The sequence below is a fragment of the Micromonospora sp. WMMD1274 genome (assembly GCF_049179035.1).
GTDB classification, from domain to species: Bacteria; Actinomycetota; Actinomycetes; order Mycobacteriales; family Micromonosporaceae; genus Micromonospora; species Micromonospora tulbaghiae.
In genome coordinates this window covers 6608255-6628246 of record NZ_JBMHMG010000001.1, presented here as the reverse complement: position 1 = coordinate 6628246, position 19992 = coordinate 6608255, and the positions used below count along the sequence as shown (strand labels likewise).

Here is a 19992-nt window from a genome sequence, read left to right as displayed (position 1 = left end):
TAGCTCGGCGTCGAAGTGGATCCGATACCGCACTCTCTACCCCTCTCCGAGGTCCAGCAGGTAACGCGTCACAGTGCTTGCCTCGGCGGCCAGCCGGGGAGTTGGCTGTCGGGTATGGCCCGCATCGCGTACCACGACGCCGACGCCGAGGCGTTCGCCGCGACCCGGCACCTCACCGACGACGGTCTCACGGCCTGGCGGGCCGCCGTCACCCGCCACCTCGCTCCGCATCCCGGCATGCGACTGCTCGACCTGGGCGCCGGGACCGGCAGCTGGGCACGCGCGTTCACCGACTGGTTCCCCGGCGTCGAGGTGGTTGCCGTCGAGCCGTCGGCGGCGATGCGCGCCCGGTGCGCGTTCGCCCCGCTGATCGCTGGTGACGCCGAACGTATCCCACTCGCGAGCGGCAGCGTCGACGGCGCGTGGCTGTCCACGGTCATTCACCACGTGCCCGACCTGGCCGTCGCGGCGCGCGAGCTGCGCCGTGTGCTGCGACCGGGCGCCCCGGTGCTGATCCGGTCCGCGTTCGCCGGACGGCCCGAGGCGATCACGCTGTTCGACTACTTCCCCGAGGCCGTTCGCGTGCTGGACACGTACCCGGGCATCGCCGACGTCGAGGACGCCTTCGCCGCCGCCGGTTTCGCCACCGCGGCGGTCGAGCAGGTTCCGCAGGTCACCGCGCCGTCGCTGCGGGAGGCGGCGGCCGGCCTGCGCCGGGAGGCGCACACGCCGCTTCAGCTCATCACCGACGCGGAGTACGCCGCCGGCGTCCAGCGGCTACGCGAGGCAGCAAGGACCCACGACGGCCCGGTCGTCGATGCCCTGGACCTGCTCGTGCTGCGTTAAACCCGCCGGCAGTTAGGGTGGGGCGATGGATCATCGTCAGTGGATGGTCGTCGGGGCGCCGTCGAGCGCCGGCGCCCACACCCCGGGCATCGAGCGCGCGCCCGCCGCCCTGCGCGCCGCTGGCCTGCTCGACCTGCTGGGCGCCGACGTCGAGGACGCCGGTGACGTGCCGGGCTTCCGGTGGCGGCCGGATCCGGCGTACCCGAGGGGTCAGAACGCGGGCGCGGTGGCCGCCGTCGCCTCGGCGGTGGCCGACCGGGTCGCGGCGGCGCTGGGCCGGGGCCGCGCGCCGCTGGTGCTCGGCGGCGACTGCACAGTCACTGTCGGCCTGGTCGCCGGTTGCGCGCGGGCCGGATTGTCACCGGCGCTGGTGTACGTGGACGGCGGGCCGGATCTCTACACGCCGGAGACCCGCGCGAACGGCAACCTGGACGCCATGGGGTTGGCGCACATGCTCGGCCTGCCGGGGACGCTGCCCGAGGTGGCGGGTGTCGGGCCGGATGTGCCGCTGCTGTCGCCGGAGCGCGTGGTGGTGTACGGGGACTCGCTGCCCCGCGGTGACCACGAGCGTGAGCTGGTGGCGGAGCTGGGGCTGGCGTACGTGCCGGCCGACGAGGTGCACGCCGACGCACGGGCGGCGGCGCGCCGGGCCCGGTCGGTGGCCGAGGGCGCGGCCGAACGGTTCGTGGTGCACTTCGACGTGGACGTGCTGAGTTTCGTGGACGCGCCGCTGGCGGACGTGCCGGAGCCGTTCGGGCTCAGTCTCGGCGAGGCGGCGGCGACGCTGGCGGAGCTGGTGGCGAGCCCGCGGTTCGCCGGGCTGTCCGTCACCGAGATCAACCCGGATCACCTGCCCGACGACGAGCTGCTCCCCCGGTTCGCCGGTGTGCTGGCCGGGGCGTTGACCGGGCGCTAGGCGGTTTCCGCGAGGTGCAGCGGCAGCACCTTCGCGGCGCTCACCGCCAGATCCCGGTCGAGCACCTCGTCGCGTGGCACGAAGACCATGGCCTGCCCTTCGCCGAGCACCACGTCCTCCTGCCGGGCGTCGGTGGCGCCACGAAAGACGTACACGGTGACGGCGTGCGCGAAGCCCTCCTCGTGCGGGCGGGGGCCGCTCCACAGCAGGTGCAGTTCCCCGGCGGTCAGGCCGGTCTCCTCGCGTAGCTCGCGGCGGGCGGCCTGCTCCGGTGTCTCGCCGGGCTCGATGCTGCCGCCGGGCAGGCTCCACTGGTACGGCGACACCGGCGCGTTGCCGTCGCGGTGCTGCATGAGGATCGCGCCGGTCGGGTCGACGAGCAGGACGAGAGCGACGTCGTATGCGGCCACGTCCCGAGCCTGCCACGCGGCACCGACAACGCGTAGCACCGACTTTCCGCCACTCCAATCGAAAGTTCTATTCACAGCACCGAAAGCCATAGACATATCGACATGCCTTTTGTAGCGTCGGTCACAGGCGACGAAGGAGTGCGACCATGTGCTACGGATTCGACGGACACGCCGCGCTGCGGCAGTCGCTGGACCGGCGCGACCTGCTGCGCGGCTCCCTGGCCGCGCTCGCCGGGATCGGGCTCGCCACCGGGCTCGGCGCGACTGCGGCCCAGGCGGGCGGCGGGCACCATCACGGCCGGCGCCCGGTGCCGAAGGAGCTGATCAGCCTCCAGCTCTGGACCGTCCGCGACGCGCTGAACGGCTCTCCCGGCTACGACGCGACGCTGGCGCACCTGGCCCGGATCGGCTACCCGCGGGTCGAGCTGGCACTCGGCTACTTCGGCCGTACCGCGCGGGAGCTGCGCCGGTTCCTGGACGGCATCGGCATCAAGGCCAGTTCCAGCCACGACGGCATCGCCGCTGACGCGGCCGCGCTGGAGGAGAAGATCGCGAACGCCCGGACGCTGGGCCAGCGGTTCATGGTGGTGCCGTACCTGAACTCCGACCGCGAGGACGACTGGAAGCGCTGGGCGGAGCAGATGAACGTCGAGGCCGCCGCGGCGCGCAAGGCCGGCCTGCGGTACGGCTACCACAACCACGCGCACGAGTTCACCATCGACTTCGGCAACGGCCGGCGGCCGTGGGACGTGCTGACCGAGGAACTCGACCCGCGCCTGGTGCACCTGGAGATCGACATCTACTGGGCGGTCACCGGCGGCATCAACTCCGGTGAGGGCGTCGACGACCCGGAGGGCTTCACGCTCGACGTGATCCGCTCGGTGCCGCAGCGGGTGTTGCAGTACCACGTCAAGGACCGCGCCCCGGCCACCGGCGACATGGCCGACCTGGGCACCGGGATGATCGACTTCGCGCGAATCTTCCGGGGGCACCAGGTCATGGAGTACATCGTGGAGAACGACACCCCGGATGTGACGCCGCAGCAGACCGCCGCCGTCGGCTACCGCTACCTGCGCCGCCTGCGGTTCTGACCCCGGCAGGGCACGGACCGCCGCCGGACGTGACACGCTCGGGGGTGGCCGCGCCGACCGAGGGGGTACGCGATGACCGACGAGCCGGACGACGTCCACTACGACCGCCTCTACCGGGCCACCGACCGCCCGCCGTGGGAGATCGGCAGCCCGCAGCCGGCGCTCGCCGCGGTCCTCGACACCGGGGTACGCGGCCCGCGCGTGCTCGACGTCGGCTGCGGCACCGGTGAGCTGGCGCTCGCGCTGGCCCGCCGCGGACACGACGTGACGGGTGTCGACATCTCACCGGCGGCGATCGACCAGGCCCGGGCCAAGGCGTCGGCGGCGGGCCTGCCGGTGCGCTTCGAGGTGTGCGACGCGACGGCGATCCCGGTGCCGCCGGTGCCGTACGACTCGGTGTTCGACTCCGGTCTGCTGCACTCGCTGGACCGGCGGGGCGCTGCCGTAGGCGACTACCTGGCGCTGCTGCCACGGCTGACCGCGCCCGGCGGTGCGGTGTTCGTGCTGGCGGTGTCGCCGGACGCGGGCGACGGCTGGGGCGTGGACTCCGACGCCCTGCGCGCGGCCTTCCCCGAGCCGGACTGGACGCACGTCGCTGTCGAACGGATCGACGTGCTCGCCCGGGTGGGCGGCGCGGACCTGCGCCTGGCCGGCAATCTGCTGCGCGCCACCCGCTCCCCCGCCGGCCCGTAGCGCGCCTCGGCCGTAGGTGGCGGGCCGCGGGCGACGCCCGCCGCGACACCACCGCAAGGACGGCGAGCGGCGTCAGCGACGCCAGTGCTGGCGTGGGGCGTAGCCCTCGCGGCGCAGCCAGTGTTCGGTGTAGACGATCCGGTCGGCCTCGATCACCACGAGCGGGTCGTCGGGTGGCTCGGACAGCGACCGGCCCCGCTCGGCGTGTTCGTTCTCCCAGCGGAACGCGGCCCAGTGGCGGGCCCGGTCGGGGTGCTCGGGGCCGAGCACCCGGGCGGTGCCGAACACCTGGGCGCCGCGGCTGCTGGCGAGCCCGACCAGCGGCGCGAAGACGCCGACCGACACCCGCGGGTCGGCGGCGATGTTGCGCATCTTCGGCGAGCGCGGCGCGGCGGTGAACATCAGCGTGAAGTCGAGTGGGTAGTAGCGCACCGGCGTAGCGAGCGGCCCGTCCGGCCCGACGGTGGCGAGCACGCACATGTTCTGCGACGACAGCAGGTTGAGGATGCGCTCCTCCAGGCGGTCCCGGTCCAGCTTCCTCGTCGGCGTCGGACCGGTCAGCCAGGGGTTCGTCAGCGGCACGGGGCGTCCTCGATCATGACGGCACCCTACCGGCCGGGATCAGGCGACCGGGGCGGTGCTGGCCCGCATCACGACCTCGCCGGGCAGGCGCACGATCCGGCGGCGGCGACCGGCGTTCTCGGTCAGGGCCAGCTTCATCGCCTCCTCGCCGAGCCGGTGCAGCGGCAGCGCCACTGTGGTCAGCGGCGGGGTGAGGTCACGCACGACAGGGATGTCGTCGAAACCGGCGATCGAGACGTCGCCGGGCACCGACAGCCCGCGGTCGCGCAACGCCGCGTACGCGCCGACGGCCATCACGTCGGTGCACGCGAAGACGCAGGTGGCGTCGAGGCCGCGGTCGAGCAGCTCGGTCATCGCCCGGTAGCCGCCGTCGCGGGTGAACGCCGCCTCGGCCACGGCACCCGGGTCGAGCGTGACACCGGCGGCGGTCAGCTCGTCGCGGAACCCGGCGAGCCGGTCGGCGACTGTGGTCAGCTCGGGCGGGCCGGAGAGCACCGCGAAGCGGCGGTGCCCCAGGCCGAGCAGCGCGCGGGCCAGCTCGGCGGCGCCGGCCCGGTTCTCCGGCAGGACGCTGTCGACCTTCAGGGTGCGGTGCCGGCTGACCACCGCGACCCGGCCACCGCCGTCGAGGTAGGGCGCCAGCTCGGCGGCCATGGCCCGCTCCCAGCGGGGGTCCTCGAAGCCGGAGCCGATGAGCAGGATCGCCGGGGCGCGTTCGGCGCGCAGCATCGACACGTACGCGATCTCGCGTTCCGGGTCGCGGAACGTGCTGGCCAGCATGACCAGCAGGTCGTTGTCGGCGGCGACGCGCATGACGCCGCCGGCGACGGCGGCGAAGTAGGGGTCGGTGACGTCGTGGCAGACGACGCCGACGCTGCGGCGGGACGCACCGGCGAGCGCGCGGGCGTGGGCGTTCGGGGTGTACGCGAGCCGTGCGGCGGCGGCCAGGACGCGGTCGTGCAGGTGCGGGGTGACGCGCCTGCCGTTGAGGGCCCGGGAGGCGGTGGCCAGTGAGACGTCGGCCGCCCTGGCCACGTCTTCCAGCGTCACGTGCGACATCGATGCGTCTCCCTGCGGAACGTCTTGACCCGGTGTTCCGGCGTGGCTACGGTAGCACCCTGAAAGCGCTTACTGAAAGCGCATTCACCGCCGGGAGGCACAGTGGAGCGCACGTCCGTCGGCATCATCCTCAACGGCGTCACCGGCCGGATGGGCTACCGGCAGCACCTCGTCCGGTCCCTGCTCGCCATCCGCGAACAGGGCGGCGTGCCGGCCCGCGACGGCAGCCGGATCTGGCCCGAGCTGACACTCGTGGGCCGCGACGAGAACCGGCTCGCCGAGATCGCCGGGCGGCACGGGCTGTCGGCGTACACGACCGACCTGGACGCGGCCCTCGCCGACGACGCCCACCAGATCTACTTCGACGCGCAGGCGACCACCCAGCGGGAGAAGGCGATCCGGGCGGCGATCGAGGCCGGCAAGCACGTCTACACCGAGAAGCCGCTCGCCGAGGGGTTCCTCGCCTCGCTGGAGCTGGCCCGGCTCGCCGCCGCCAAGGGCGTCCGCAACGGCGTCGTGCAGGACAAGCTGTTCCTGCCCGGCCTGCGCAAACTCAAGCGACTCGTGGACGGCGGCTTCTTCGGCCGGATCCTGTCCGTGCGCGGCGAGTTCGGCTACTGGGTGTTCGAGGGCGACTGGCAGGCCGCGCAGCGCCCGAGCTGGAACTACCGCGCCGAGGACGGTGGCGGCATCACGCTGGACATGTTCCCGCACTGGCACTACGTGCTGGAGCAGATCATCGCCCCGGTCACCGCCGTCACCGCTGTCACCGCCACGCACATCCCCGAGCGCGTCGACGAGACCGGCACCCGCTACCGGGCCACCGCCGACGACGCCGCGTACGGCATCTTCGAGCTGGCCGGTGGCATCGTCGCGCAGGTCAACTCATCCTGGGCGGTCCGCGTGCACCGGGACGAACTGGTCGAGTTCCAGGTCGACGGCACGCACGGCAGCGCCGTGGCCGGGCTGCGCGACTGCCGTATCCAGCCCCGGGGCGCCACCCCGATGCCGGTGTGGAACCCCGACCTGCCGGTCACCGAGGCGTTCCGCGCGCAGTGGCAGACAGTGCCGGACAACGGCGAGCACGACAACGCGTTCAAGGTGCAGTGGGAGGCCTTCCTGCGCCACGTCGTCGACGACGAGCCGTTCCCGTGGGACTTCCTCGCCGGTGCGCGCGGCGTGCAACTGGCCGAGGCCGGGCTGCGCTCGGCCCGCGAGGGGCGGCGGGTGACGATCGAGGAGATCCCCCGGTGAGCACGCACATCACGCTTCCCGCACCGGGCGGCGGCACCGAGCGGCTGACGTTGCGGGAACCCCCCGCGTGGCGACGGCCGTCCGGGCCACCGGCAACCCGGATCGCGTACGCGGCCGCGCACGTCGTCGCCGACCCGTACGCCGACAACTCCCCCGGCCGCCCGGCGGGGCTGGACTGGGACGCGACGCTCGCGGTGCGGCGTGACCTGTGGTCGTGGGGCCTCGGTGTGGCCGAGGCGATGGACACCGCGCAGCGCGGGATGGGGCTGGACTGGTCGGCCACCCGCGAGCTGATCCGGCGCAGCGCCGCCGAGGCCGCCGCGTGCGGCGGGCGGATCGTCGCCGGGGCGGGCACCGACCAGCTCACCGGCGTGCCCGGCACGCTCGACGAGGTCGTCGCCGCGTACGCCGAGCAGGTCGCCGTCGTCCAGGAGTGCGGTGCCACGCCGGTCCTGATGGCCAGCCGGCACCTCGCCGCGCTCGCCACCGGCCCGGAGGACTACCTGCGCGTCTACGAACGGGTGCTGCGGGAGGCCGGTACGCCGGTGGTGCTGCACTGGCTCGGCGACATGTTCGACCCGGCACTGTCCGGCTACTGGGGCTCGACCGACCTGGACGAGGCCACCGCCACGTTCGCCGCGCTGGTGCACGCCCACGCCGACCTGGTCGACGGGGTGAAGGTGTCGCTGCTGGACGCCGGCCGGGAGGTGCGGCTGCGGGAGCTGCTACCGCCCGCGGTGAAGGTCTACACCGGCGACGACTACCACTACCCGGCGCTGATCGAGGGCGACGGTAAGCGGTTCAGCCACGCGCTGCTCGGAGCGTTCGCGGCCATCGCCCCGGCCGCGTCGGCCGCGCTGGGACGGCTCGACGCGGACGATCCGGCCGGGTTCCGGGCGATCCTCGACCCGACGGTGCCGCTGTCCCGGCACCTGTTCGCCCCGCCCACGCCGTACTACAAGACCGGCATCGCGTTCCTGTCCTGGCTGAACGGACGGCAACCGGGCTTCACGATGGTCGGCGGCCTGCACGGCGGGCGCGGCGTCCCGCACCTGGTCGAGGCGTTCCGGCTGGCCGACGCCGCCGGGCTGCTGCACGACCCGGAGCTGGCGGCGCGGCGGATGCGCGCGTACCTGGACGTCGCGGGCGTGCCCGGATGACCGCCGATGCCCGGCTGGCGCGGCTGTCGCTCAACCAGCGCACCACGCAGCGCTGGTCGGTGGCCGAGGCGGTCGACGGCTGCGTACGCGCCGGCATCCCGGCGATCGGGCTGTGGCGCGAGCCGGTGGCCGAGATCGGCGTACCGGCCGCCGCGCGGCTCGTCGCGAATGCCGGGCTGCGGGTGTCGTCGCTGTGCCGGGGCGGGTTCCTCACCGCCGCCGACGACGCCGGCCGGGTCGAGGCGCTCGCCGACAACCGGCGCGCGATCGACGAGGCCGCCGCGCTGGACGCCGCCTGCCTGGTGCTGGTCGTCGGCGGCCTGCCACCCGGCTCCCGCGACCTGGCGGGTGCCCGGCAGCGGGTCGCCGACGCGCTGGCCGAGCTTGCGCCGTACGCCCGCGAGCGGGGGGTACGCCTCGCGCTGGAGCCGCTGCACCCCATGTACTGCGCCGACCGGGCGGTGCTGTCCACGCTCGGGCAGGCGCTCGACCTGGCCGAGGCGTTCCCGGCCGAGCAGGTCGGCGTCGTGGTGGACACGTTCCACGTCTGGTGGGATCCGGACGTGTGGCGGCAGATCGCCCGCGCCGGGGCACGGATCGCGAGCTTCCAGGTCTGCGACTTCCTCACCCCGCTGCCGGCCGACGTGCTGCTGGGCCGCGGCATGATGGGCGACGGGCACATCGACTTCCCGCCGCTGCGCCACGCGGTGGAGGCCGCCGGGTACACCGGTGACATCGAGGTGGAGATCTTCAACGCCGAGGTGTGGGCCACCGACCCGGACCGGGTCCTCGCCACCATGATCGCCCGCTACGTGGAGCGGGTGCTCACCGACTGACCCAGCGTGACGAGTCCGGTCTGTCGGATAAATCAGGTGGCCGCTCCCCGGGATCCGGGGGCAGGATCGGGATCATGCCATCCCCGCACATCACCACCCCGATCACCACCGGCCTGCTGCGCGGCGCGCTCGACCTGGAACAGACAGCGGACGGGGTGTTGCCGCACCGGCTGCCCGCGTGGGCCCGGGCACAGAACACCGACCCGCAGCTGACGATGGCCGAAGCGATGCCGTCGGGCGTACGGCTGGTGTTCCGTACCCGCGCCACAGTCGTGGAGCTGGACGTGCTGCCCACGAAGATGGTCTACCGGGGCACCGGGCCGCGTCCCGACGGCCGCTACGACCTGGTCGTCGACGGCCGTCTCGCCGGTCAGGCCACCGCCGACGGCGGCAAGGTGCTCACCATCGACCTGGCCGCCGGCACGTCCGGCGTCGAGCCGGGTCCGGTCGGCACGGTGCGCTTCACCGACCTGCCCGCCACTGACAAGGAGGTGGTGATCTGGCTGCCGCACCGGGAGATCACCGAGCTGGTGGCGCTGCGCACGGACGCGCCGGTCGAGCCGGCCGACACGGGTGGCCGCCGGGTGTGGCTGCACCACGGCAGCTCGATCAGCCACGGCTCGGACGCGGAGAGCCCCACCGGCACCTGGCCGGCCGTGGCCGCCACGCTCGCCGGCGTGGAGCTGGTCAACCTGGGGTTCAGCGGCAGCGCGCTGCTCGACCCGTTCACCGCCCGCGCGATGCGCGACACCCCGGCCGACCTGATCAGCGTCAAGATCGGCATCAACCTGGTGAACAGCGACCTGATGCGGCTGCGCGCGTTCGGCCCCGCCGTGCACGGCTTCCTGGACACCATCCGGGAGGGACATCCGCACACGCCGCTGCTGGTCGTGTCGTCGGTCCTGTGCCCGATCCAGGAGGACACGCCCGGCCCGGGCGCGGTCGAGTTCGTCGACGGGAAGGTCCGGTTCCGGGCCACCGGCGACCCGGCCGAGGTGGCCGCCGGCCGGCTCACGCTGCGCGTCATCCGCGCCGAGCTGGCCCGGATCGTGGCGTCCCGGTCCGGCGCGGACCCGAACCTGCACTACCTCGACGGGCTGGAGCTGTACGGCGAGGCCGACTACGCCGAACTGCCGCTGCCCGACGAGCTGCACCCCGACCCGGCCGCCGACCGCCGCATCGGCGAGCGGTTCGCCGCGCTGGCGTTCGGCCCGAAGGGACCGTTCGCCGCAGCGGAATGACTGACGGCCCATCACGGCGCGGTGTGACCCAGGTCACGCCGCGCCGTGATCCGTCGGAGGTGCCGTGAACGACCAACTGAGCGTGGGAGGAAGTCGACAGGACGAGGAGCGGCTGCTGCGGCGGGTCGCGCGCGCCGACCTGGACGCGTTCGACGAGCTGTACCGGCGTACGTCGCCGTGGCTCGCGATCCGGCTGCGGCGGCGGTGCGCGGACGACGGCATCGTCGCCGAGGTCCTCCAGGACACGTACCTGACTGTGTGGCGGGCCGCCGGCTCGTTCAGCGGGCTCCGTCCCGCAGGCGGCGCGGACGCGCCCGGTGGCTCGGCCGCCGGCTGGATCTGGACCATCGCGGCCCGGCGCCTGGTCGACGCGCTGCGCCGCCGCGCCCGGGTGCAGGAGGTGCCGACCGACGTGCTTCCGGTCCGCAGCGCGCCGGCCGCCGAGGACGAAGCGCTCGCCGGGTCGTTCGGCTCCGAGGTGGGCGCCGCGCTGGACGCCCTCGCACCGGAACTGCGGGCGGTGCTCGCCGCCATGGTCCTGGACGGGCTGACCGTCCGGGAGACCTCCGTCCTGCTGGGGGTGCCCGAGGGCACCGTGAAGAGCCGGGCGCGGCGTGCCCGCAACGCGCTACGGGAGGCACTGGCATGACCGCTCACGTTCCCCCGCCGGCATTGGCCGCGTACGCGGCGGGCAGCCCCGACGACGCCGCCACCTGGACGATCGAGGTGCACCTGGAGGGTTGCGCCGAGTGCCGCGACCGGCTCGGCGAGCTGGCCGGCCCGCCACTGCGCGCCCTGCTCGGCGACGCCCGGGAGACGATCCTGGAACAGGCCCGCACCGGGCCACGGCCGGTGCGCCGGCGCCCGCTGCGGCGGTGGTGGCTGCGCTGGACCGACTGGTCGCTGCTGGCGTGGGCGGCCATGACGTGCACGGCGATCCTCGCCGCGGTGCTGCTGGACCGCAACTACCCGGAGCAGCCCTCGGCGGTGCTGCTGCTGGCGCCGGTGGCACCGCTGGCCGGCCTCGCGGTGGCCTGGTCGCGACGCGCCAACCCGAACTGGGAGGTGGTCGCCGGCACCGCCCGCGCCGGGCTGGAACTGCTGCTTCGCCGTACCCTCGCGGTTCTGCTCCTGGTCGCGCCGGTGCTCGCGGTGGCCGGGCTGGCGGTCGGCCGCAACCCCGCGCTGTGGCTGCTGCCCTGCCTGACGTTCACCGCCGCGACGCTGCTGCTCGGCAGCCGCGTCGGCGTGCCGCTGGCCGCCGCCGTCCTCGGCGGTGGCTGGCTCACCGTGGTCGCGGCCGTGTCGTTCACCGGCGACGCCGACGCGGCCCGCGCCGCCGCGGCGACCGAGGCCCTGCTCCGGCCCGCCACCATGCCCGCCTGGGCGGCGGCCGCCGCCGTGCTCACCCTCCTGACCACGCTGCGCGCCGAACACCTGCGGCGGCCCGCCGCCTGGCACTGACCGGAAACCCGCACCACCACGACACGGCGCCCGTCCGGCGCCGCGACCGACCCTGCCCGAAGAAGGAGAAGACATTGGTACGCGCAGTGAGCGCCGACGAGGTGGCGCCGACCCGGCACGCCTGGCGGATCGAGGCGGTGGGGCTGTCGGTGAAGGCCGGGCGGCACCTGGCCGTCGACAACCTGGGCCTGACGCTCGGTGCCGGCGTGCACGGGCTGCTCGGCCCGAACGGCGCCGGCAAGAGCACGCTGATGCGCGCGCTCGCCACTGTGGTCAAGCCGCACGCCGGCGTGCTGCGGCTGCTCGGCGCGGACGCCACCGCGTCCCGTGAGCTGCGGCCGGTGCGCCGCCGCCTCGGCTACCTGCCGCAGCAGTTCGGCTACTACCCCCGGTTCACGGTCCGGGAGTACGTCGAGTACGTGGCCTGGCTGCGGGAGATGCCCGCCTCCGCGGTGCCGGGCGCCGCCCAGCGGGCAATCGACCGGGTACGCCTCACCGACCGGGCCGACGCCAAGCTCAAGTCGCTGTCCGGCGGCATGCTGCGCCGGGCCGGCATCGCCCAGGCGATCGTGAACGAACCGGAGCTGCTGCTGCTCGACGAACCGACCGTCGGCCTGGACCCGGAGCAGCGGGTCGAGTTCCGCGAGCTGATCCGCGAACTCGGCGCGGACGCCTGCGTGCTGGTCTCGACCCACCTGGTGGAGGACGTGGTGGCGGCCTGCTCCGACGTCATCCTGATGGACGACGGCGCCCGCGTGTTCCAGGGCCTGCCCGCCGACCTGGTCCGCCACGGCGAGACCGGCGGCGTCGGCGACAGCGCCGCCGAGCGCGGCTACTCGTACCTCCTCCAGCAGCACCGGGGCGCGTGATGATCCGACAGGTCCGTATCGAACTGCGCCGCTCGAACGCGCCCGCCGTGGCGGTGCTGCTCCTCGTCATCGGGATCCTCGGCGTCGCCAGCATGTACAGCTTCTGGCAGGGACAGTGGCTGCGGCTGGGCTACGTGCACTCCTCGGCCATGTTCCTCCTGATGCCCCTGGCGCTGGCCGGCGGCGCGGTGCTCGGCCGCCGGGACCGGCGCACCCGCGCCGACGAGCTGATGAACAGCACCGGCCGGCCCCGCTGGCAGCGCACGCTGCCGGCGATGACCGCGCTCGGCGTCGCCGTCGCGGCCGCGCACCTGCTCGTGCTCGCCGGCGGTGCGGCGCTGGTCGCCACCGGCGGTGCCTACGTCGGCGTACGCGGGCTCGCCGGGCCCCTGGTCGACGTGCTGGTGCTCGTCGGCGCGGCCTGGTGCGGCACGGCCGTCGGGCGCCTGTGGTCCTCACCGCTGCTGCCCCCGCTGCTGGCCGCCGCCGCGCTGGTCGCGCAGGAGGGCACGTCCATGCTCGCGGGTGCGGACAGCAAGGTGTCGAACGTGTCCCTCATGATCAACTGGCCGCCGGACACGCCCTGGGAGACGCTGTCGGACCGGCTGCTGCTGAGCCGGCTGGCGCTGGGGGCCGGGCTGGTGCTCGCCGGCCTGCTCCTGGCGGCGGGCGGGTCGTGGCTGACCCGGGCCGGCGCGCTCGCGGGCCTGGCCGGCGGCGTGGCGGGTCTCGTGCTGATCGGCGTGCCCGGCCCGGCCGGGATCTGGCAGCTCGACCCGGGAGCGCGCCGCTACGTCTGCGCCGACGGCACGCCGCAGGTGTGCGTCACCGCCGTCAACGCGCACCTGCTGCCCGAGGTCACCACCGAGGCCCGCCGGGGGCTGCGCGCGCTGGCGAAGCTGCCGGACGCACCGACCCGCGCGGCGGAGTTGCGGCTGGACACCATCGGCAGCAACGACAGCGAGCAGTGGCACCGGCCCAAGCCCGCACCCGGCACCGTCCAGTTCCTCCTGGAGGTCGACCCGGACACCGGCCGGGCCGCGGACGTGGCCGAGCGCATCGCCCTGGGCGGCGGCACCATGTGGTCCGGCTGCGGCCGCAGCGGCGACGACATCGCCCCGGCGATCGTCGCGGCCTGGCTGCTGGACACCGAGACCGTACGGCTGTGGGACTCCTGGACCGGATACCGGTACGCCGACGAGCAGCAGGAGGAGATCCGGGCCGGGGTGCGGCAACTGCGCGCGCTGCCCGAGCCGGAGCAGATGCGGCGGGTCACCGCGCTGCGGGACGCGGCCGCGCGGTGCGAGCCGGACCTGATGCGGGCGCTCACCGGACGGGCCGCGCCATGAGCCGCTGGCTGCCGCTGTACGTGCGGTCCCGCCGGCTACCCGCCGCCCTGGCCGGATCCGCTGTCGCGGTCGCCGTGATGGCCGCCGCCTGGTCCGGCTTCACCGACCGCCCCGAGGTGCCCGCCGGCCTCGCCGTGCTCACCACCGCGCTGGCGGTGGCGCCGCTCGGGCCGACGCTCGCCGGCACCGACCCGGCGCTGGAGCGGACCGCCGCGTGGTCCTGGCCGCCGCGCCGGGCCGGGCACCTGCTCGCGTACGGCGCGGCGGTGGTCGGGATGCTGGCCGCCGCCCGTGTTCTCGGCGCGGACTTCGGGCCGCCGGCCGCGCTGGCCCGCAACACGGCCGGGCTGATCGGGCTGGTCGGGCTCGGAGCCGCGCTCGCCGGCGCGCGGGCCGCCTGGCACGTGCCGACCGCCTGGGCCGCGCTGGGGGCGTTCCTGGCCGCACCGGGTGGGCCGGAATGGCGGCAGGTCGCGCTGTGGATGGCGCAGGAACCGGGCAACCGGATCGCCGCGGTCACCGCCGCGACGTTCCTCCTCGGCGGCGTCGTCGCGTACGCGCTGCGGGTCGGCCCGCAGGTCGCGGCCGCCGAGGCGGCGCTGGAACAGTGACGTGCCGGACCTCGTCGCGCGCTCGTGGCGCGGCGAGGTCCGGTCGTCGGCGTCAGGTCAGCGGCACCCAGGCCAGGGTGGTCATGCCGGACAGGGCGGTCGCCTTGAGGCCGGCGTCGGAGACCGTCCAGAGCACGCCGTCGACCATCAGCGAGCGGCGGATCGGGGTCCACTCCCTGCCGTCGTCGGCCAGGACTCCGGGGTGGTCGACCGCACCGGCCACGGTGAAGCCCTTGTCGCCGACGCGCAGCGCCAGCACACCGCCGGACGGGGTGCCCTTGACGCCGTCGGCGCGGTCGGTGACCACGCCCGGACGCTGCACCGGGATCACCACCAGGCGCTCCGGCGCCCAGTACAGGAACGCGTGCGGGTCGTTCTCCGCCTCGGACCAGCCGCCCGCGACGTGGTGCTGGGCGAGCCGCGCCGGCCGGGCCGGGTCGGCCACGTCGAACAGCGACACCTGCGTGCCCGTCACCCGGCCCCGGTCGGTCGCGTCCTGCCCGACCCCGATCAGGCGGCCGTCGCCGGCCGGGTGCAGGTACGACGAATACCCGTTGATCTTCAACTCGCCGGTGACCCGGGGCGTGGCCGGGTCACGCAGGTCCACTCCGTACAGCGGGTCGGTCTGCCGGAACGTGACCACGTATCCGGTGCCGCCGACGAACCGCACCGCGAAGATCCGCTCGCCCTTGCCCAGACCGGTGACCGCGCCGACCCGCGTCAGCGTGGCGCCGTCGGTGCGCAGCACGTAGACGCCGGACTGCGAGGTGGTCCGCCGGCCCCAGGTGTCACCCGTCGTGGTCGCCACACGCAGGTGACCGTCCCACTCGGACAGCGCGTACTGGTCGATCAGCCAGCCGGGCACGGACCCGGCGGCGACGAAGCGGGGTGTGCCCGCCGCGGTGTCGAACTGGTAGATCTCGGTGTTGGTGTCGCGTGCCGCGGACGGCCCGCCACGCCACGTCCGCCAGCGCTGGTCGTTGGCGACGTAGAGGCGTGCGCCGTTGCTGTAGACGGTGTCGCCGTCGGCGGCCACGGTGACCGGGTCACCGGCGCCGAGCGCGGACGCGCCCAGGTCGAAGCTGAGCACCGTCACCATCGACGCGCCGGAGAAGCCCGCCGGCCGGCTGACCCGGTCGCAGCCGACCCGTCCGGTGCCGACGGTCCGCACGTCGTCGCGGATCTCGTAGCGGGGCAGCCAGTCGTCGAGCGTGGCCTTGTCGATGACCGCGCGGTTGGCGGCGATCCGCTGGGCGTCCGTCTTGCGATCGGACCGGTAGGGGAAGTCGAGCCGTGGCGCGGACCGGATCACCACGCGGGCGGTCGCGCCGGACTGCCGGGCGTCGACCAGGAGGCCGTCGATCCGGTACTCCCCGACCACGCGCGGCGGTCCGGCGAGGTCCAGCAGGACCAGCCGGGCCTGCGGGGTCGTGCCCGGGCGCGTCTGCCTGCCCGGTACGGGGCCCTTGACGGTCCGGCCGGCGCGCAGCAGCACGAGCGCCCGGTCGCCGTGCAGCAGCAGGCTCGCCTCGCCGCCGGAGAACCGCTCGGCGTCGGGATCGAGCGCCAGCCGGCCGGTCACGCGACGGCTCGCCGGGTCGACCACTGACAGCACGCCCCGGGTGACCGTGACGATCCGCTTCCCGTCGGTCTTGACCAGGTCCGGTTCGTCCACGCCGGCCTCGTGCACGTTGGTGCCGGAGTAGCCCGCCGCGGACGCCCCGCTCGCGTCCTTGGCGACGCCGCCGAGCGCCGTCGCCCGTTCCGCGCTGAACTGCCGGAGGTCGTCCGCGCCGAATCCCCACGGGCCGACCGCCGCCTTCGCTGCCGTGCGGAGCTGCCGCAGCGCCTCGTCGCAGCCGTCGAACGCCACCAGCCGCAGCCCGCCGGCCGGTGCGACCCGCCCGGTGGGTGGCGGGTCGGCGGCCGGCGGTGACGCGGTGCAGCCGGCGAGAGCCAGCGTGACGGTCAGCGTGCATCCGAGCGTCCGGTATCCGTGACGGGTCATGCCGGTCAGACGTGGCGCCGGCGAGCGCGGTTCCCGGTCGTGCCGCTCAACCGCCGGTGGTGCCGCTCAACGGCCGGCCGTGGCGCTCAACCGCCCGCCATCGCGCCGAGCACGATGAACGGCTCCTTGCCGGCGACCACCTCCTCCGGCAGCGGGTCGTCCGGGGACTCGTTGGAGAGGTCCAGCTCGCAGGCGTAGAAGCGGACGAACGGCCGGCGCTTCCCGCTGTGCCGGTCACGGATCGTGCCGAGCAGCATCGGGTACGCGGCCTCCAGCGCGTCGAGCACCTCCCGCTGGGTGGGCGGCCCGGCCACCTCGACGCGTACCTCGCCGGTGACGTGCGCCAGGTTCTTCAGGTGCGCCGGCAGCACCACCCGGATCACGGCAGCACCTGGACCTCGACCGAGAGCACGCCCGGCAGGTCCCGCACGATCGGCGCCCACGTGTCGCCGCCGTCGGCCGAGTGGTAGACCTGACCGCCGGTGGTGCCGAAGTAGATGCCGCACGGGTCGAGCGTGTCGACGGCCATCGCGCCGCGCAGCACGTTGACGTAACAGTGCGACTGCGGCAGCCCCTCGGTCAGCGGTTCCCAGTGCTCACCGCCGGTACGGCTGCGGTAGACGCGCAGCTTGCCCTCCGGCGGGTAGTGCAGCGAGTCGCTGGTGATCGGCACCACGTAGACCGTCTCCGGCTCGTGCGCGTGCACCGCAATCGGGAAGCCGAAGTCCGTCGGCAGGTCGCCGCTGACCTCCCGCCAGTTGGCGCCCGCGTCGTCGGTGCGCATGACGTCCCAGTGCTTCTGCATGAACAGCGTGTCCGGCCGGGACGGGTGCTGGGCGAGACGGTGCACGCAGTGCCCGACCTCGGAGTCGGTGTCGGGGATCTCGCCGGAACGCAGACCCTTGTTGATCGGCAGCCAGCTCGCGCCGCCGTCGTCGCTGCGGAACGCGCCGGCCGCCGAGATCGCGACGTAGATCCGGTCCCGGTCGGCCGCGTCGAGGATGATCGTGTGCAGGCACATCCCGCCCGCGCCGGGCTGCCAGGACGGGCCGGTCGGGTGCTGCCGCAGCGCGGTCAGCTCGGACCACTTCTGACCGCCGTCGGTGGACAGGTAGAGGGCGGCGTCCTCGCCGCCCGCGTACACGGTGTCGGGGTCGTGGCGGGACGGCTCCAGGTGCCAGATCCGCTTGAACTCCCACGGCCGTGGGGTGCCGTCGTACCAGAGGTGCTGCCCCACCTCGCCGCTGTAGGCGAAGTCGTTGCCGACAGTCGCCCAGGTCCGGCCGCCGTCGTCCGAGCGCTGGATCAGCTGCCCGAACCAGCCGCCGGACTGGGACGCGTACAGCCGGTCCGGTTCGACGGGTGACCCCGTCAGGTGGTAGATTTCCCAGCCGCCGAAGTGCGGCCCGTCGACGGTCCAGTCGTCGCGCCTGCCGTCCGAGGTCAGGATGAACGCGCCCTTGCGCGTGCCGACAAGTACTCGTACGCCGCTCATGTCTCGTCCTCTCGTCCGAGGGGTTCTCCCCGCAATGACCGTGCGGCTCACCGAAACTCATCGCTGTCGTACTCCCCGGCTACGACATTTCCCTCCCCGACGCGCGGCGGCGGGCCGCCACGCCGGTGCGGCCGGATTGTCGGAGGCTGCGGCTAGCCTGCGCGCATGACCGGCCCCGGAGACGTCCCACCCGAGCACCTCGCCCGCCTGCGGCCGGTCTGCCTCGGCCTGCCGGAGACCTACGAGGAAGCGGCCTGGGTGGGCGTGCGATGGCGCGTCCGCGGCCGGACGTTCGCCCACGTGCTCACCGTCGACCCGGGCCACCAGGCGGCGTACGCGCGGGCCGCGGCGACCGACGAGCCGGTCTGCGTGATGACGTTCCGCTCCCCCGGTGACGAGATCGCCGGGCTGCTCGCGGCCGGGCCGCACTTCTTCAAGCCGGACTGGGCCGCCGACGTGGTCGGGCTGCGGCTGGACGCGGACACGGACTGGACCGAGGTCGCCGAGCTGCTCACCGAGAGCTACTGCGTGCTGGCCCCGAAGAAGCTGGTCGCGCTCGTCGACCGGCCCGGCTGAGTCAGCCGAGCTTCTTGCGCAGCGTCTCGAACGCCAGGTCCGGCCGCAGCGGCACGCCGAACCGCTCGTCGCCGTACGGGAACGGGCTCAGTTCGCCGGTGCGCACGTAGCCGCGCCGCTCGTACCAGGCGATCAGGTCGTCGCGCTGGACGATCACCGTCATCCGCATCTCGCCGGCGTGCCACTGCTCGGCCGCGTAGCGCTCGGCCTCGGCCAGCAGTTCCCGGCCCAGGCCGCCGCCCTGCCGGCCGGGGGCCACCGCGAACATGCCGAAGTAGACGTGGTCGTCGCGGCGTTCGAGCTGGCAGCAGGCCACCAGGGCGCCGTCCTGCTCGGCGACCAGCACCACGCCGCCCGGGCCGGTGACCGCCGCGGCCACCATCTCCGGGTCGGTGCGCTGCCCGGCCAGCAGGTCCGCCTCGTGGGTCCAGCCCTGGCGGCTGCGCTCGCCCCGGTACGCCGACTCGATCAGGTCGACGAGGGCGGCCACGTCCTCGGGGCGGGCGACCCGGACGGCACGGGGTGCGGGGCTGGTCATGGCGGTTCTCCACGGTCGCGGCGACGTACCTGGTCAGCGTACGCACGCGGGTGTCCCGGACGGCGGCCGGGACCACCGGGGGCGGACGGCTCGTGGTTCACTGCCCGGCATGGAGACGACGGTCGGCGCGGCGGGACTGCCGGCGGTCGTCGACCTGCCGGCCGGGCCGGTACGCGGCGGCATGGTGGTGCTGCACGGCTCGCACGCGGGGCAGCGCTCGTACTTCCTCTACGCGCACCTGGCCCGGCTGCTACCTGCGGCCGGGATCGCGGTGCTGCGCTACGACCGCCGTCCGCGCGTGGACGGGCACGACGTGCCACTGGCCGACCAGGCCGCGGACGCGTCGGCCGCGGTGACCGAGCTGCGCCGGCACGTCGGGGCGGTCCCGGTCGGGCTCTGGGGCTTCAGCCAAGGCGCGTGGGCGGCGGCGCTGACCGCCACCCGGTGCCCGGTCGACTTCCTGGTCCTGGTGGGGTGCAGCGGCGTGAGCCCCGCGAGGCAGATGCGCTACGGCACCGCCGAGCAGTTGCGCCGCAACGGGTACGGCCCGGCCGACGTGGCTGAACTGACTCGGTTGCGCGCGCTCGTCGAGGACTACCTGCGCGGCGACGTGGCCCGCCCGGTGGCGCAGGCGGCGATCGACGTGGCGGCGCGGCGCCAGTGGTTCCCGCTGGCGTTCCTGCCCGAGGAGCTGCCCGCCACGCCCGGCACCTGGACCGACATGGACTACGACCCGGCGCCGGTCCTGGCGCGGCTGACCGGCCCGGTGCTGCTCTGTCACGGCGAGACGGACGCGTGGATCCCGATCGAGGAGAGCCTCGCAGTGTGGCGGCGGAGCGCCCGCGACGCCGAGCTGACGGTGGCCCGGCTGGCCGGCTGCGACCACGCCCCCACGCTCGGCGGGGCCGAGGACCTGGACAGGGTCAGCCCGCAGTACGAGCGGGTGCTCCTCGACTGGCTCGACGGGCGGCTGCCGCCCGTCGGCTGACCCGGC

At 74.5% G+C, this 19992-nt stretch carries 22 protein-coding genes; 15 read left to right on the top strand and 7 right to left on the bottom strand.

Annotated features, from left to right (window positions below):
• The first annotated feature begins 114 nt into the window (after positions 1-114).
• On the top strand, positions 115-846 hold the full coding sequence (locus ACN27D_RS31315) for a class I SAM-dependent methyltransferase (protein WP_421500710.1): 732 nt from the start codon (positions 115-117) through the stop codon (positions 844-846).
• A 25-nt stretch (positions 847-871) separates the two neighbouring features.
• Positions 872-1762: an arginase family protein gene (locus tag ACN27D_RS31310; protein ID WP_421500709.1), complete on the top strand. Its 891-nt coding sequence runs from the start codon at positions 872-874 to the stop codon at positions 1760-1762.
• Here ACN27D_RS31310 and ACN27D_RS31305 read toward each other — a convergent pair.
• The gene (locus tag ACN27D_RS31305; RefSeq protein ID WP_374535488.1) at positions 1759-2172 is read right to left on the bottom strand and encodes an NUDIX hydrolase; all 414 of its coding nucleotides are present in this window, start codon (positions 2170-2172) and stop codon (positions 1759-1761) included. The two genes, ACN27D_RS31310 and ACN27D_RS31305, sit on opposite strands and share 4 nt — an antisense overlap.
• A gap of 146 nt (positions 2173-2318) precedes the next feature.
• On the opposite strand from ACN27D_RS31305, the gene ACN27D_RS31300 reads away from it, so the two are divergent.
• The gene (locus tag ACN27D_RS31300) at positions 2319-3263 is read left to right on the top strand and encodes a sugar phosphate isomerase/epimerase family protein (protein ID WP_421500708.1); all 945 of its coding nucleotides are present in this window, start codon (positions 2319-2321) and stop codon (positions 3261-3263) included.
• 72 nt (positions 3264-3335) lie between these two features.
• Positions 3336-3956 carry a class I SAM-dependent methyltransferase gene (locus tag ACN27D_RS31295; protein WP_421500707.1) on the top strand — a complete coding sequence of 207 codons (621 nt, stop codon included), beginning with the start codon at positions 3336-3338 and terminating at the stop codon, positions 3954-3956.
• A gap of 72 nt (positions 3957-4028) precedes the next feature.
• Here the strand turns inward: ACN27D_RS31295 and ACN27D_RS31290 are convergent, their stop codons facing one another.
• Positions 4029-4538: a pyridoxamine 5'-phosphate oxidase family protein gene (locus ACN27D_RS31290; protein WP_421500706.1), complete on the bottom strand. Its 510-nt coding sequence runs from the start codon at positions 4536-4538 to the stop codon at positions 4029-4031.
• Positions 4539-4577: 39 nt separating this feature from the next.
• Positions 4578-5597, bottom strand: a complete 1020-nt coding sequence (locus tag ACN27D_RS31285; protein ID WP_151011892.1) for a LacI family DNA-binding transcriptional regulator — start codon at positions 5595-5597, stop codon at positions 4578-4580.
• 102 nt (positions 5598-5699) lie between these two features.
• Between ACN27D_RS31285 and ACN27D_RS31280 the strand changes: the two genes are divergently transcribed.
• The 9 genes from ACN27D_RS31280 to ACN27D_RS31240 all read left to right on the top strand — a co-directional run bounded on the left by ACN27D_RS31280 (position 5700) and on the right by ACN27D_RS31240 (position 14381).
• Positions 5700-6851, top strand: a complete 1152-nt coding sequence (locus ACN27D_RS31280; RefSeq protein ID WP_421500705.1) for a Gfo/Idh/MocA family protein — start codon at positions 5700-5702, stop codon at positions 6849-6851.
• Complete coding sequence (locus tag ACN27D_RS31275) at positions 6848-8011, top strand: dihydrodipicolinate synthase family protein (RefSeq protein WP_421500704.1); 1164 nt, start codon at positions 6848-6850, stop codon at positions 8009-8011. Before ACN27D_RS31280 ends, ACN27D_RS31275 begins: the two co-directional genes overlap by 4 nt.
• Complete coding sequence (locus ACN27D_RS31270) at positions 8008-8847, top strand: sugar phosphate isomerase/epimerase family protein (protein ID WP_114920335.1); 840 nt, start codon at positions 8008-8010, stop codon at positions 8845-8847. The genes ACN27D_RS31275 and ACN27D_RS31270 overlap by 4 nt, the downstream gene beginning before the upstream one ends.
• A 74-nt stretch (positions 8848-8921) precedes the next feature.
• Complete coding sequence (locus ACN27D_RS31265; RefSeq protein WP_421500703.1) at positions 8922-10088, top strand: SGNH/GDSL hydrolase family protein; 1167 nt, start codon at positions 8922-8924, stop codon at positions 10086-10088.
• 64 nt (positions 10089-10152) lie between these two features.
• A complete protein-coding gene (locus ACN27D_RS31260) occupies positions 10153-10737 on the top strand; it encodes an RNA polymerase sigma factor (protein WP_152748237.1) in 585 nt (194 codons plus the stop codon).
• Entirely contained in the window at positions 10734-11552 is an 819-nt protein-coding gene (locus tag ACN27D_RS31255; RefSeq protein WP_421500702.1) for a zf-HC2 domain-containing protein, read from the top strand. Before ACN27D_RS31260 ends, ACN27D_RS31255 begins: the two co-directional genes overlap by 4 nt.
• A 74-nt stretch (positions 11553-11626) precedes the next feature.
• Positions 11627-12421 (top strand): ABC transporter ATP-binding protein, encoded by a 795-nt coding sequence (locus ACN27D_RS31250; RefSeq protein ID WP_421500701.1) that lies wholly within the window; start codon positions 11627-11629, stop codon positions 12419-12421.
• Positions 12421-13770 (top strand): hypothetical protein, encoded by a 1350-nt coding sequence (locus ACN27D_RS31245; RefSeq protein ID WP_421501221.1) that lies wholly within the window; start codon positions 12421-12423, stop codon positions 13768-13770. The genes ACN27D_RS31250 and ACN27D_RS31245 overlap by 1 nt, the downstream gene beginning before the upstream one ends.
• Positions 13767-14381, top strand: a complete 615-nt coding sequence (locus tag ACN27D_RS31240; protein ID WP_421500700.1) for a hypothetical protein — start codon at positions 13767-13769, stop codon at positions 14379-14381. Before ACN27D_RS31245 ends, ACN27D_RS31240 begins: the two co-directional genes overlap by 4 nt.
• A gap of 52 nt (positions 14382-14433) precedes the next feature.
• Here ACN27D_RS31240 and ACN27D_RS31235 read toward each other — a convergent pair whose 3' ends face one another.
• The 3 genes from ACN27D_RS31235 to ACN27D_RS31225 form a co-directional block, all read right to left on the bottom strand.
• Complete coding sequence (locus ACN27D_RS31235; protein WP_421500699.1) at positions 14434-16389, bottom strand: beta-propeller domain-containing protein; 1956 nt, start codon at positions 16387-16389, stop codon at positions 14434-14436.
• Between the two features lie 86 nt (positions 16390-16475).
• Positions 16476-16772: a MoaD/ThiS family protein gene (locus ACN27D_RS31230; RefSeq protein ID WP_018784437.1), complete on the bottom strand. Its 297-nt coding sequence runs from the start codon at positions 16770-16772 to the stop codon at positions 16476-16478.
• Positions 16769-17884: a WD40/YVTN/BNR-like repeat-containing protein gene (locus ACN27D_RS31225; RefSeq protein WP_421500698.1), complete on the bottom strand. Its 1116-nt coding sequence runs from the start codon at positions 17882-17884 to the stop codon at positions 16769-16771. Before ACN27D_RS31225 ends, ACN27D_RS31230 begins: the two co-directional genes overlap by 4 nt.
• A gap of 165 nt (positions 17885-18049) precedes the next feature.
• On the opposite strand from ACN27D_RS31225, the gene ACN27D_RS31220 reads away from it, so the two are divergent.
• A complete protein-coding gene (locus tag ACN27D_RS31220; RefSeq protein WP_349877237.1) occupies positions 18050-18460 on the top strand; it encodes an MmcQ/YjbR family DNA-binding protein in 411 nt (136 codons plus the stop codon).
• Position 18461: 1 nt separating this feature from the next.
• On the opposite strand, the gene ACN27D_RS31215 is transcribed toward ACN27D_RS31220, so the two are convergent.
• Positions 18462-18998, bottom strand: coding sequence for a GNAT family N-acetyltransferase (locus tag ACN27D_RS31215; protein ID WP_358176977.1), 537 nt, complete (start codon positions 18996-18998; stop codon positions 18462-18464).
• A gap of 109 nt (positions 18999-19107) precedes the next feature.
• Between ACN27D_RS31215 and ACN27D_RS31210 the strand changes: the two genes are divergently transcribed.
• Positions 19108-19986, top strand: a complete 879-nt coding sequence (locus ACN27D_RS31210) for an alpha/beta hydrolase family protein (RefSeq protein ID WP_421500697.1) — start codon at positions 19108-19110, stop codon at positions 19984-19986.
• Positions 19987-19992: the final 6 nt, after the last annotated feature.